Below are 13,307 nucleotides of genomic sequence, written 5' to 3'. Positions count from 1 at the left end.
GCGGACCCGGACGGGGGTACGCCTCAGTCGTTGGCGTGCAGCGCGGCGTTGAGCGCGATGCCCTGGCCGGTGCGGGGCTTCGCCTCCAGCGCACCGGTCACCGAGTTGCGCCAGAACAGCAGCCCGTCGACGCCGGACAGCTCGCGGGCCTTGACCGTCCGGCCGTCCGGCAGGGTGATCTTCGAGGCGGCGGTGATGTAGCAGCCGGCCTCCACCACGCAGTCGTCGCCGAGCGTGATGCCGACACCGGCGTTCGCGCCGACCAGGCTCCGCTCACCGATGCGCACCTTCTCGGTCCCGCCGCCGGAGAGCGTGCCCATGATCGAGGCGCCGCCGCCGATGTCGGAACCGTCGCCGACAACCACACCCTGCACGATGCGGCCCTCGACCATCGAGGTGCCGAGCGTGCCGGCGTTGAAGTTGACGAAGCCCTCGTGCATCACGGTGGTGCCGGACGACAGGTACGCGCCCAGCCGGACCCGGTCCGCGTCCGCGATCCGCACCCCCGACGGCACCACGTAGTCGGTCATCCGGGGGAACTTGTCCACCCCGTACACGGACAGGTGGCGGCCGGCGGCCCGCTCGATGACACGCAGCTCGTCCACCCGCTCCGGCGGGCACGGCCCGGCCGACGTCCAGGCCACGTTCGCCAGCTTGCCGAAGATGCCGTCGAGGTTCAGCTCGTTGGGCCGCACCAGGCGGTGGGAGAGCAGGTGCAACCGCAGGTACGCGTCGGCGGCGTCCTTGATCGGGTCGTCCAGCGAGCCGATCACAGTGGTCACCTCGACAGTGCGCAACCCGGGCAGCGCCCGCTCCCCGATCGCGCCCGGAGGCAGGTCGAGCACGTCGGCCCGGTCCTCGCCGGGCACCAGAGGCAGCTCGCCCAGACCCAGCTTGCCGGTCGGGTACCAGGTGTCGAGCACCTGGTCCTGCGCGGTGACGGTGGCCAGGCCGATGCCCCAGGCGGATGGTGCGGACGTCACTGTGTCACCTCTCGTTCCGGCGGCGGCGTCCGCCGCTGCTCGCGGCCGGGGGCGCGGCACGTGTCCCTCGCGCCCACCGAGGATGACGGTACCGTGCGAGACATGCAGAACCCGTTGACCCCCGAGGTCCTGGCCGATCCGGTGGCGCTGACCCGCGCCCTGGTCGACATCGAGTCGGTATCCCTCAACGAGAAGGCCATCGCCGACTGCGTCGAGGAGGTGCTGCGCGGTGTGCCGCACCTGACCACCTACCGGCACTCGAACACCGTCATGGCCCGGACCGACCTGGGTCGGGCGCAGCGCGTGGTGCTCGCCGGCCATCTGGACACCGTTCCGCTCAACGGCAACTTCCCCTCGACCATGCGTGGCGACCTGATGTACGGCTGCGGCACCTCCGACATGAAGTCCGGGGTCGCCTTCGCGCTGCACCTGGCGGTGACGTTGCCCGACCCGCGCTACGACGTCACGTACTTCTTCTACGAGGCCGAGGAGATCGAGTCGAAGTACAACGGCCTCACCCTGGTCGCGCAGAGCCACCCCGAGTGGCTGGAGGCCGACTTCGCGGTGCTGCTGGAGCCGACGTACGGGATCGTCGAGGCGGGCTGCCAGGGCACCATGCGGGCGGTGGTCACCACGCACGGCGAGCGGGCCCACGCGGCGCGCTCCTGGCACGGCGTCAACGCCATCCACGGCGCGAGCGAGGTGCTGCGGCGGCTGACCACGTACGAGGCCCGCCGGGTGACGATCGAGGGCTGCGACTACCGCGAGGGTCTCAACGCGGTGCGGATCACCGGCGGGGTGGCCGGCAACGTCATCCCGGACCGCTGCGAGATCGAGATCAACTACCGGTACGCCCCGGACCGCGACCCGGCGGGCGCCGAGGCGCACCTGCGCGAGGTCTTCGCCGGCTTCGAGCTGGAGGTCACCGACGCGGCGGCCGGTGCGCCGCCCGGACTGGAGAGCCCGGCGGCGCAGGAGTTCCTGGCGGCGGTCGGTGCGGCGCCGATCGGCAAGCTGGGCTGGACGGACGTGGCGCGGTTCGCGGCCATGGGCATTCCGGCGCTGAACTTCGGCCCCGGCGACCCGAACCTGGCGCACCACAAGGACGAGCACGTCGAACTGACCAAGATCCGGGACGGCGCGGCGACGCTGCACCGCTGGCTGGCCCCGGCCTGACGCGCTGCGATCCCGGGGTCCGCGCCCGCCTCGCGGACCCCGGGACCGTCAGACGGTCGTCGTCAGGGGTGCTTCCGCCTCGCCGGTCTCGCCGGTCAGGTCGGACCGGTGGGTCTCCATCATCCGGGCGCGGCGGCGCTCGGCCACCACGTCACGGATCCGCCGCTGCATCTGACGGCGGATCCGGATCATCTCGCTGTTACTGATCAACGCTGGCTCCTCCCCCGAAGGCGCGTCGCCCGGGGTATACCGGGTATGTGAATAGTAAGACGTACGTGCGACCGAATTAGTTGCCCGGATCCCAAAGATTTCTTCGGCTCCCGGGCCTGCGCGCCCCGCCGGAGCCGCTCTACTACGGTGACCCCATGGGCGAGAGCAGCGGAATGTCGGCCGGGCACGGCCAGCGGGGGGAGCGGCACCGGGGAGAACGGCACCGCGGCGCGGTGACGCTGCGCAACCGGGCGATTCCGACGAGTACGGCCGACCAGCGGCTGCTCGACTCCCGGGGACGCAGCGACTGGAAGACCAAGGACGCCTGGCGCGCGCTGCGGATCCTGTCCGAGTTCGTCGAGGGCTTCGACACCCTCGCCGACCTGCCCCCGGCGGTGAGCGTGTTCGGCTCCGCCCGCAGCAAGCCGGACAGCCCCGAGTGCCGGATGGCCGAGGAACTGGGCGGCGCGCTGGCCCGGGCCGGGTACGCGGTGATCACCGGCGGCGGTCCCGGCGTGATGGAGGCCGCCAACCGGGGCGCCGGTGAGGCCGGTGGCCTCTCCGTCGGGCTCGGCATCGAGCTGCCGTTCGAACAGGGCCTCAACGACTGGGTCGACCTGGCCATCGACTTCCGCTACTTCTTCGCCCGCAAGACCATGTTCGTCAAGTACGCCCAGGCGTTCGTGGTGCTGCCCGGCGGCTTCGGCACCCTGGACGAGCTGTTCGAGGCGCTCACCCTGGTGCAGACCGGCAAGGTGACCCGCTTCCCGGTCGTGCTGATGGGCACCGACTACTGGCAGGGCCTGCTCGACTGGCTGCGCGGCACCATGGCCACCGAGGGCAAGATCGGTCCGGCCGACCTCGACCTGATCCGCCTCACCGACGACGTCAACGAGGCGGTCCGGCACATCGTGGAGGCCGAGGCCGTGCTCTCCGCCGAGCAGGAAGCGGTCCGCGAGGAGGCGGTCGCCCGGGTGGCCGCCGACCAGCGCGCGGCCGCCGAGGCCGCCCCCGAGGGCCCGGCGGGACGGAGCTGACCCGTGGCCAACGTCTGTGTCTTCTGCGCGTCCTCCCGTACCCTCGACGCCCGCTGGCTGGCGCTCGCCACCGAGACCGGTGAGGAACTGGCCCGGCGCGGCCACACGCTGGTCAGCGGCGGCGGCTGCGTCGGGATGATGGGCGCCGTGGTGCAGGGCGCGCGGGCGGCCGGCGGTCGCACCGTCGGCGTCATCCCGCAGTCCCTGGTCGACCTGGAGGTCGCCGACCTGGACTCCGACGAGCTGCTGGTCACCGACAGCCTGGCCAGCCGCAAGACGCTGATGGACGAGAAGTCCGACGCGTTCGTGGCGCTGCCCGGCGGGCTCGGCACGCTCGACGAGCTGTTCGAGGTCTGGACCACAGCCACCCTGGCCCTGCACGCCAAGCCGATGGTGATCGTCGACGTGGACGGCTTCTACCGGCCGCTGCTCGACTGGATCCGCGGGCTCGGTGAGCAGCGGTTCCTCAAGCCGGCCGCGCTGGACCTGCTGCTGGTCGTCGACAGCGTCCCCGCCGCCCTGGACCTGATAGACACCCGCCTGACCTGACCCACCCCGCCCGCCCGGTCGGCCCGTCCTTGTGCACCACCGTTTCGACGGGCTTGATCGACACCATTTCGGGGAGGTGGTGGTGTCCGGGCGTGTGTGATGTGGCCATTTCCCCGAGGTGATGTTGATCTAGGGGTGGGATGCCGCCACTTCGCCGAAATCGCGTGAACGCCTGAGAGACGGGTGTGTGGCAGAGCCGGGCAGTGGTGCACGCTGCGGGCAGGTGAGCTGGTGACGGGCGGGACGGCGGTCGGTTTCCGGGTGTCGTACCGGCGTGGTGGGATGTCGGTGATGCAGGCGTACCGGTTGGTGCGCCGGCCCGGCGGCGCGGAGGCGGGGGTCACCCACGACGCCGGGGCGGGGCAGGGGGTGGGTCGGCCCGGTGGGCCGGCTGATGCGGAGCCGCGATCCGGGGGGTCGGCGGGCGATGCCGCACACCCGGAGCCCATCACGCCGCCCGCCGACGCCACGACTCCCGCGACACCCGGCACCGGCACACGCGGAGCTGCCCCACCCGCGACCACGCCGGATGCGGGGGGCGAAGAAGCGCGGACCGGCGACGAGACCCGGGAGACCGGGGCCGGGCAGAGACTGAGCCGTGTGCGTGCGGTGGACCCGGTGCAGGCCGAGGTGATCGCGCACACCGACGGGCCGATGCTCGTCGTGGGCGGCCCTGGCACCGGCAAGACGACGACGCTCGTCGAGGCGGTCGCGGCCCGCGTGGCCGAGGGTGTCGACCCGGAGCGGATCCTCGTGCTCACCTTCGGCCGGCGCGGCGCCACCGAACTGCGCCACCGGATCGAGGCGCGCATCGCCGAGGGCGGGCACCGGGTGATCCGTGAGCCGCTGGTGCGCACGTTCCCGGCGTACGCCTTCGGGCTGCTGCGCCGCGCGGCTGCCGAACGCGGTGAGCCTTCGCCCCGGCTGCTCACCGGCCCCGAGCAGGACCTGATCATTCGTGAGCTGCTCGACGTGGTGGGGGAGGAACCCGGCGACGACCCGGTCGGCTGGCCGGAGGACCTGCGCCCCGCGCTGCGTACCCGGGCGTTCGCCCAGCAGCTCCGCGACCTGCTGATGCGTGCCGCGGAGCGCGGCGTCGGCCCGGTCGAGCTGGCCCGGCTGGGCGAGAAGCTGGGCCGCGCCGACTGGCCGGCCGCCGCGCGCTTCCTGCGGGAGTACGTCGCCGTGCTCGCCCTGCGGGACGTGAGCAACCGGGGCTCGGTGGCGTACGACCCGGCGGAACTGGTGCGCGCCGCCACCGGCATGTTGCTCGACGACCCCGAGCTGCTCGCCGCCGAGCGTCGTCGCCTGACCCACGTGTACGTCGACGAGCTGGCCGACACCGACCCGGCCCAGCTCGACCTGCTCGCCGTGGTGGCCGGAGGCGGCCGGTCCCTCGTCGCGTTCGCCGACCCGGACTCGTCCACGTACGCGTTTCGCGGCGCCGACCCGGCGGGCGTCACCACGTTCCCGCACCGCTTCCGCACCGCCTCCGGTGCTCCGGCGGCGCAGGTCACGCTGACCACCTCGTACCGGGCCGGGCCGGAACTGCTGGCGGCGACCGCCCGGCTGGCCCGGCGGCTGCGCGGCCCGGCGGGGCACCGGCGGCTGCGCCCGCTTCCCGGCGTGCCCGCCGGAACGGTGGAGGTACTGACGTTCCGGTCCGCCACCAGCGAGTCGGCGTGGCTGGCGCACGCCCTGCGCGAGGCGCACCTGCTCGACGGCGTGCCGTGGTCCCGGATGGCGGTGCTGGTCCGCTCCACCGGCCGGCAACTGCCGTCGCTGCGGCGCGCCCTGCACACGGCCGGTGTGCCGACCGTCGTGCACGGCGAGGACCTGCCGCTGCACCTCCAGCCGGCGGTCGCCCCGCTGCTGCTCCTGCTGCGCTGCGCGCTCGAACCCGACCGGCTGGACGAGGAGGCGGCGGTCGCGCTGCTGCACTCCCCGCTGGGCGGGGCCGACCCGCTGGCCGAACGGCGGCTGCGCCAGGGGTTGCGGGCGCTGGCGCTGGCCGCCGGTGACCGCCGTCCCTCCGGCGAGCTGCTGGTGGAGGCACTTCGCGACCCGGCCGAACTGGCCACCATCGAGCGTCGCTGGGCGGCCCCCGCGCAGGCCGTGGCGCACCTGCTCGCGACCGCCCGGGAGACGGCCGGCCGGCCCGGCGCCACAGTCGAGGACGTGCTCTGGGCGGTGTGGCGGGAGAGCGGGCTGGCCGAACGCTGGGCCGGGGCGATCACCCGGGGGCGGGCGGCCACCGGCGAGCACGAGACCGCCCAGCGCTGGCGGGCCGAGGCCGCCGACCGTGACCTGGACGCCGTACTCGTCCTCTTCGACGCGGCGGCCCGGTTCACCGACCGGTTGCCCGGCGCGCGTACCGAGGTGTTCCTCGACCACGTCCTCGGGCAGGAGCTGCCCGCCGACACGCTCGCCGCCGCCGCCGACCGGGGCGACGCGGTACGCCTGCTCACCGCGCACGCCGCCAAGGGTCTGGAGTGGGATCTGGTCGCGGTGGCCGGGGTGCAGGAGGGCGTCTGGCCGGACCTGCGCCTGCGCGGCAGCCTGCTCGGCTCGGAGCGGCTCGTCGACGTGCTCGCCGGTCGCGCCGACGGCGCCGGGCTGCGGGCCAGCCTGGTCGGGCAGACGTCGGCGCTGCTGGACGAGGAGCGGCGGCTGTTCCACGTGGCGATCAGCCGGGCGCGGCGGCGGCTGCTGGTCACCGCCGTGGCGTCCGCCGCTGTCGGCGGGGACGACCACGAGGAGCAGCCGAGCCGCTTCCTGCACGAACTGGCCGCCGCCGACCCACCCGCCACCGGCGGAGGCGGCACCGCCCCGACCGGCCCGAACCCGACCGGCCCGGCTCCGACCGGCCCGAATCCGACCGGCCCGAACGCGACCGGAAACGGACCGACCGGGAACGGACCGACACGTACGGCCATGCGCGGGGGCATCGTGGACGGGCCGGTGCCGCACGGGGACGAGCATCCGCAGGACGGGCCGCCCGCGGCGCTCCCGGTCACCCTCCCGCCGCGTGGGCTCACCCTGTCCGCGCTGGTGGCGGAGCTGCGTACCGCAGTCACCGACCCGGCGACGCCGATCACCCGGCGGCACGCGGCGGCGGGTGAGCTGGCGCGGCTGGCCGCCGCCGGCGTGCCCGGCGCGCACCCGGACGACTGGTGGGGGCTGCGCGGCCTGTCCGACGACCGGCCGCTCGTCGACGAGGGCGAGCCGGTGCGGGTCACCCCGTCGGCGATGGAGAGCGCGTTGCGGTGCAGCCTGCGCTGGCTGCTGGAACGGCACGGCGGCAGCGGCCCGGCCAGCGCCGCGCAGGGCGTGGGCAACCTGGTGCACGCCGCCGCGATGCTGGCCGAGGATGCCAGCGTCGACCGGGAGGCGCTGCTGGAGTACGTGGCCGCCCGGTTCGACGCGATCGAGCTGGCCGCCCGGTGGATGGCCGGCCCGGAGCGGCAGCGCGCCGAGGCGATGGTGGACAAGCTGCTGCGCTGGCTGGCCGGCAACCCGCGCCGGCTGCTCGCGATCGAGCACGAGTTCGCGGTCCGCCTCGACGACCCGTCCCGTCCGATCGAGCTGACCGGCCGGGTCGACCGGCTGGAGGTCGACGACGAGGGGCGGCTCGTGGTGATCGACCTGAAGACCGGCAAGTCGACGGCTGTCACCGAGCGGGAGGTGGCCGAGCATCCGCAGCTCGGCGCGTACCAGGCAGCGGTGGAGGCGGGCGGGTTCGCCGAGTTCGGCGAGGAACCGGGCGGGGCGGCGCTGGTGCAGCTCGGCACCGGCGCGCGGGACGCCAAGGAGCAGACCCAGGCGGCGGCCGGGGAGGGCCCGGAGGCCGGGTGGGCCACCGCGCTGGTGCGCCGTACCGCAGACACGATGGCCGCCTCGACGTTCGCCGCAGTGGCCAACTCCAAGTGCCGGGTCTGCCCGGTACGCACCAGCTGCCCGGTGTCCGGCCAGGGCCGCCAGGTGGTCGAGCCGCCACCGGAGAACCAGCCGTGAGCGCGAGGAGTGAGCCGGTTTTGCGAGCCCCGCAGTCGCGAACAAAGACTGGACCATGACTGTTCAGCCGGCGCTGTTCGGCGCCTCCGCCACGCCCGCGCCGCGCACCGCCGACGCGGGGCCCCGCTACACGCCCGTCGAGCTGGCCCGGCTGCTGCGGCTGCCGGCGCCCACCCGGGAGCAGGCCGCGATCATCGCCGCGCCGGTGGAGCCGCTGCTGGTGGTCGCGGGCGCCGGCTCGGGCAAGACCGAGACGATGGCCGCGCGGGTGATGTGGCTGGTCGCCAACTCCTACGTACGCCCCGAGCACATCCTCGGCCTCACCTTCACCCGCAAGGCGGCCGGCGAGCTGGCGCACCGGGTCCGCACCCGGCTCGACCAGCTCATCCGGCGGCTCGGCCGGCAGGGGCGGGATCCGCACGACGACCCGCTGGCGGGCGAGCCGACCGTGTCCACGTACCACTCGTACGCCGGGCGGATCGTCACCGAGCACGGCTTGCGCGCCGGGTACGAGCCGACCACCCGGCTGCTCACCGAGGCGTCCCGCTGGCAGCTCGTCGACCTGCTGGTGCGCAACTACGACGGCGACATGTCCGAGGTGGACCGGATGCCGTCGACCATCACCGACGCCGTGCTGGCGCTCGCCGGTGAGCTGGACGAGCACCTGGTCGACCCGGACGAGCTGGCCGCCTGGACCGGCCGGTTCTTCGCCGACGTGCAGTCCCGGCCGGGCCGGGTCTACGCCGACGTCCGCAAGGCGCTCCAGCTCCAGCGGACCCGGCTGAAGCTGCTGCCGCTCGTGCGCGCGTACGCCCGGCGCAAGGACGACTTCGAGGCGATGGACTTCGCCGACCAGCTCGCCCGCGCGGCCCGGGTGGCCCGTGACCATCCCGGCGTCGGGGTGATCGAGCGGGACCGGTTCCGGGTGGTGCTGCTCGACGAGTACCAGGACACCAGCCACGCCCAGGTGGTGCTGCTCAACGCGCTGTTCGGCGGCGGCCACCCGGTCACCGCGGTCGGCGACCCCTGCCAGTCCATCTACGGCTGGCGCGGGGCCAGCGCCGGCACGCTCGACCGGTTCCCGGCCGAGTTCGCCCGCACCGACGGCAGCCCCGCCGACGTGCTCAGCCTGACCACGAGCTGGCGCAACCGGCCGGAGATCCTCGGCGTCGCCAACACGCTGTCGGTGCCGCTGCGGGCGGCCGGCGCGCGGGTGCCGGAACTGCACGCCGCGCTCAGCGTCCGCGACCCGATCCCGCACCGCACGCCGGGCGGGCAGGCCGGCGGCACCGTGCACTGCGCGCTGCTGGAGACGTACGCCGACGAGGCCGACTGGATCGCGGACAGCGTGCTGGCGGCCTGGCGGGGCGCGGCCGGGATGCCCGGCGCGCTGCCCGAGCACATCCCGGCCGACCGCCGCCCGACCACTGCGGTGCTGGTGCGGCTGCGCAGCCAGATCCCGGCGATCGAGGCGGCGTTGCGTGCCCGCGGACTGCCGGTCGACGTGGTCGGCCTGGGTGGGCTGCTGGACACCCCCGAGGTACGGGACGTGGTGTGCACGCTGCGCGTGCTCGCCGACCCGACCGACGGGGCGGCGCTGCTGCGGCTGCTGACAGGCGCGCGCTGGCGGATCGGCCCGCGTGATCTGGTCGCCCTGCACCGCCGGGCCCGCGCCATCGCCCGCAGCCGCCGGGAGCTCACCGGCGACGAGGGCCCGGAGATCACCGTGGACGCGCTGGACGAGGCGACGCTCGTGGAGGCGCTGGCGGACCTGGGGCCGGCGCAGGCGTACTCGGCCGAGGGCTACGCGCGGCTGCGCTCGTACGGGATGGAGCTGGCGCTGCTGCGCTACCGGCTGGACCAGTCCCTGCCGGAGCTGATCGCGGACATCGAGCGGACCATCGGGCTCGACGTCGAGGTGGCGGTCCGGGCCGGCCGGGACGGCGCGGGCGACGCCGGGCTGGCCCGCGCGCACCTGGACGCGCTCGGCGACGTGGCGGCCCGGTTCAGCGGCGAGACGCCCGGCGCCACGCTGGCCGGTTTCCTCGCCTACCTGGCCGCCGCCGAGGACGAGGAGCGCGGGCTGGCGCCCGGCGAGGTCGAGGTGGTGGCCGGCGCGGTGCAGGTGCTCACCGCGCACGCCGCGAAGGGCCTGGAGTGGGACGTGGTGGCGGTGGCGGGGATGACCCGGGGCGTCTGGCCGGGGCCGGTCCGCAACTCCGACCACTGGCTGGGCGGGCTGGGCGTGTTGCCGTTCCCGTTGCGCGGCGACGCGGACGGGCTGCCCGAGCTGGCCCTGCCGGAGGCGGAGGACCAGCGCGGCGTGGCCCGTGCGCTGACCGACTTCACCGACGCCTGGCGGGCGCACGACGAGCGGGAGGAGCGCCGGCTGGCGTACGTGGCGGTGACCCGCCCGCGTCGGCTGCTGCTCTGCTCCGGCTACTGGTGGGGGGAGGGGACCAAGCGGTTCCGCGGCCCGTCGGTGTTCCTGCGGGAGGTGCACGACGCCTGCCTGGCGGGCGGGGACGGGCACGTGGTGGACGCGTGGACGCCGGAGCCGGCCGGGGACGCGGTGAACCCGACCACCGAGACGGTGCTGCGGGCCGAGTGGCCGGCCGACCCGCTGGGCACCCGCCGCCCGGCGCTGACCGAGGCGGCGGCGCTGGTCCGCCGCCACCTGGCCGACCCGGAGACGGCCCGTCGCGAGGCGGCAGTGCTCGCCACCACGGGAGCGGCGGACGACGCCGAGGTGGCCCGCTGGCGGCGCGAGGCCGATCTCCTGCTCGCCGAGCGGGCGGAGCTGGCCCGGCAGGCCGAGGCGGTCGAGGTCGAACTACCCGGCCAGCTCTCGGTGACCCAGCTCGTGGCGTTGCGCCGCGACCCGGAGGCGCTGGCCCGTACGCTGCGCCGCCCGATGCCGACCGAACCGAACCCGTACGCCAGGCGCGGCACCGCGTTCCACGCCTGGCTGGAGCAGCGCTTCGGCACCGACCGGCTGCTCGACGTGGACGAGCTGCCCGGCGCGGCGGACGAGGACGCGGCCCCGGACGAGGCGCTGGCCGAGTTGCAGGAGCGCTTCCTGGCCGGCGAGTGGGCCGACCGGGTGCCGGTGGAGGTGGAGGTGCCGTTCGCCACTGTCATCGCCGGGGTGGTGATCAGGGGGCGGATGGACGCCGTGTTCGCCCGCCCGGGTGGGCGCTACGACGTGGTCGACTGGAAGACCGGGCGGCAGCCGGCCGGCCGGGAGGCCGACGCGGCGGCGGTGCAGCTGGCTGTCTACCGGCTGGCTTGGGCGGAACTGGCCGGGGTGCCGGTGGACCGGGTCGGCGCCGCGTTCCACTACGTGCGGGACTCCGCCACCGTCCGCCCGGCCGATCTGCTCGACGCGGAGGGACTGGCCGCCTTGGTGGCCGCCGTGCCGGAAATCCCGGGGGATCTCCCGGAGCGCGCGAATCCGTGATACGTTGGCTGGGTTGCAGTTTTGGTTTCCAGAGACTCTGTGTGCGCCTGGCGGATTGTGGCCCCAGGCGCTCTTTGTTGTGTCCGGAGTTCTCCGGGCGGGGCGACCAGCAGCGACAGGCACGCCGCGTATTCCACGCGCGGGGTGCTCCTCTCCGGCCCGCAACACGTGCGGGCCGACCGTTCCGTCAAGGAGACGAAACACATGGCAATTGGCACCGTCAAGTGGTTCAACGCTGACAAGGGCTTCGGCTTCATCACCCCGGACGACGGCGGCGCCGACGTCTTCGCCCACTTCTCGGCGATCCAGACCTCCGGCTACCGGAGCCTGGACGAGAACCAGCGGGTCGAGTTCGAGGTGACCCAGGGCCAGAAGGGCCCGCAGGCGGAGAACATCCGCCCGCTCTGATCTTCGGATCAACCGGCACCACCATCGCGCCCTCTCGGGCGTGGTGCACGGGCCGGCCCGCCTCTGCCGGGCCGGCCCGTCCCTTTCGGTTCGTGCTTGTGACCACCGGCGACGCCGGTGACGCGCCGCTGTCCGGCGCCCTTCCTCGACACGTGCCGCCTCGAGGAAGGCTTTCCGCATGACCACGACCCTGCCCACGTTCGCCGCCACCGGCCTGGCCCCGGCGCTCGTCTCCGAGCTGGCCGCGCAGGGCATCTCCGCGCCGTTCCCGATCCAGGCGGCGACGATCCCGGACTCGCTGGCCGGCCGCGACGTGCTCGGCCGGGGCCGTACCGGCTCCGGCAAGACGCTCGCGTTCGGGCTGCCGCTGCTGCACCGTACGGCCGGCCGCCGGGCCCGCCCGGGCCGCCCGCTCGCGCTCGTGCTCGTACCCACCCGTGAACTGGCCGCGCAGGTCACCGAAGCGCTCGCCCCGTACGCCGCCACGCTCGGCCTGCGCTGCGCCACAGTGGTCGGCGGGCTCTCGCTGACCCGGCAGGCGGCCGCGCTGCGTGCCGGCGCCGAGGTGCTGGTGGCCACGCCGGGCCGGCTGCACGACCTGATCGACCGCGGGGACGCCCGGCTGGACCAGGTGACCATCACCGTGCTGGACGAGGCGGACCAGATGGCCGACATGGGCTTCCTGCCGCAGGTGACGAAGCTGCTGGAGCAGGTCGCGCCGGGCGGGCAGCGGATGCTGTTCTCGGCCACGCTCGACCGCGGCGTGGACCGGCTGGTCCGCCGGTTCCTCACCGACCCGGTGACGCACTCCGTCGACCCGGGCACCGCCACCGTCACCGCGATGACGCACCACGTGCTGCACCTGGACGCGGAGGACAAGCCGGCCGCGCTGGCGCACATCGCCGCCCGCGAGGGCCGCACCATCGTCTTCATCGCCACCAAGCACCGCGCGGACCGGGTGGCCCGCCAGCTGCTCGCCAAGGGCGTACGCGCGGCGGCGCTGCACGGTGGCAAGTCGCAGCCGCAGCGCACCCGCATCCTGGAGCAGTTCCGCACCGGCCAGGTCACCGCGCTGGTGGCCACCGACGTGGCGGCCCGGGGCATCCACGTCGACGGGCTGGACCTGGTCGTCAACGCCGACCCGCCCACCGAGGCCAAGGACTACCTGCACCGGGGCGGCCGGACCGCCCGGGCCGGGGAGTCGGGCACTGTGGTCACGCTCGTGCTGCCGGACCAGCGCCGCGACGTCGCCCGGCTGATGACCACCGCGGGCATCAACCCCAAGACCACGCGGGTACGCGCCGGCGACAGCGAGCTGAGCCGGCTCACCGGCGCCCGGGAGCCGTCCGGCGTGCCGGTGACCATCACCGCGCCCGCCGCCGCGCATCCCGCCCCGGGAACCCGTCCTCGCCGGCGCCCGCGCCGCCGCTGACCGCGGCCCGCGCCTGACCGGCTCGCCTCCGAGCGGGC

Annotated in this window: 9 protein-coding genes; 7 read left to right on the top strand and 2 right to left on the bottom strand. The window is 74.7% G+C overall.

Going from position 1 to position 13,307, the window contains the following annotated elements; genetic code table 11:
* Positions 1-23: 23 nt before the first annotated feature.
* Positions 24-983, bottom strand: coding sequence for a 2,3,4,5-tetrahydropyridine-2,6-dicarboxylate N-succinyltransferase (gene dapD, locus FB454_RS05570; RefSeq protein ID WP_013288428.1), 960 nt, complete (start codon positions 981-983; stop codon positions 24-26).
* Positions 984-1,085: 102 nt separating this feature from the next.
* Here dapD and dapE point away from each other — a divergent pair, with 102 nt between their 5' ends.
* Entirely contained in the window at positions 1,086-2,159 is a 1,074-nt protein-coding gene (gene dapE, locus FB454_RS05565) for a succinyl-diaminopimelate desuccinylase (RefSeq protein WP_030273854.1), read from the top strand.
* 48 nt (positions 2,160-2,207) lie between these two features.
* Here the strand turns inward: dapE and FB454_RS34790 are convergent, their stop codons facing one another.
* Positions 2,208-2,369 (bottom strand): hypothetical protein, encoded by a 162-nt coding sequence (locus tag FB454_RS34790; protein ID WP_013288426.1) that lies wholly within the window; start codon positions 2,367-2,369, stop codon positions 2,208-2,210.
* A gap of 173 nt (positions 2,370-2,542) precedes the next feature.
* On the opposite strand from FB454_RS34790, the gene FB454_RS05560 reads away from it, so the two are divergent.
* From FB454_RS05560 to FB454_RS05535, 6 genes are all read left to right on the top strand, one after another.
* The gene (locus FB454_RS05560; protein ID WP_013288425.1) at positions 2,543-3,406 is read left to right on the top strand and encodes an LOG family protein; all 864 of its coding nucleotides are present in this window, start codon (positions 2,543-2,545) and stop codon (positions 3,404-3,406) included.
* A gap of 3 nt (positions 3,407-3,409) precedes the next feature.
* A complete protein-coding gene (locus FB454_RS05555; RefSeq protein WP_145822600.1) occupies positions 3,410-3,955 on the top strand; it encodes a TIGR00730 family Rossman fold protein in 546 nt (181 codons plus the stop codon).
* A 291-nt stretch (positions 3,956-4,246) separates the two neighbouring features.
* Positions 4,247-7,969 carry an ATP-dependent DNA helicase gene (locus tag FB454_RS05550; protein ID WP_145822636.1) on the top strand — a complete coding sequence of 1,241 codons (3,723 nt, stop codon included), beginning with the start codon at positions 4,247-4,249 and terminating at the stop codon, positions 7,967-7,969.
* Between the two features lie 55 nt (positions 7,970-8,024).
* Positions 8,025-11,429, top strand: coding sequence for an ATP-dependent helicase (locus FB454_RS05545; RefSeq protein ID WP_013288422.1), 3,405 nt, complete (start codon positions 8,025-8,027; stop codon positions 11,427-11,429).
* 204 nt (positions 11,430-11,633) lie between these two features.
* A complete protein-coding gene (gene cspE, locus FB454_RS05540; RefSeq protein WP_013288421.1) occupies positions 11,634-11,837 on the top strand; it encodes a transcription antiterminator/RNA stability regulator CspE in 204 nt (67 codons plus the stop codon).
* Between the two features lie 178 nt (positions 11,838-12,015).
* The gene (locus FB454_RS05535) at positions 12,016-13,269 is read left to right on the top strand and encodes a DEAD/DEAH box helicase (RefSeq protein ID WP_013288420.1); all 1,254 of its coding nucleotides are present in this window, start codon (positions 12,016-12,018) and stop codon (positions 13,267-13,269) included.
* Positions 13,270-13,307 lie beyond the last annotated feature (38 nt).

The organism is Micromonospora sp. CNZ297 (genome assembly GCF_007827625.1).
This window is presented reverse-complemented; position numbering and strand designations above follow the sequence as displayed.

Excerpts from the sequence above, each read along its gene's own strand:
- FB454_RS05545 (WP_013288422.1), top strand. The coding sequence starts at position 8,025 with ATGACTGTTCAGCCGGCGCTGTTCGGCGCCTCCGCCACGCCCGCGCCG.
- FB454_RS05550 (WP_145822636.1), top strand. The coding sequence starts at position 4,247 with ATGCAGGCGTACCGGTTGGTGCGCCGGCCCGGCGGCGCGGAGGCGGGG.
- dapE (WP_030273854.1), top strand. The coding sequence starts at position 1,086 with ATGCAGAACCCGTTGACCCCCGAGGTCCTGGCCGATCCGGTGGCGCTG.
- FB454_RS05560 (WP_013288425.1), top strand. The coding sequence starts at position 2,543 with ATGTCGGCCGGGCACGGCCAGCGGGGGGAGCGGCACCGGGGAGAACGG.
- cspE (WP_013288421.1), top strand. The coding sequence starts at position 11,634 with ATGGCAATTGGCACCGTCAAGTGGTTCAACGCTGACAAGGGCTTCGGC.
- FB454_RS05535 (WP_013288420.1), top strand. The coding sequence starts at position 12,016 with ATGACCACGACCCTGCCCACGTTCGCCGCCACCGGCCTGGCCCCGGCG.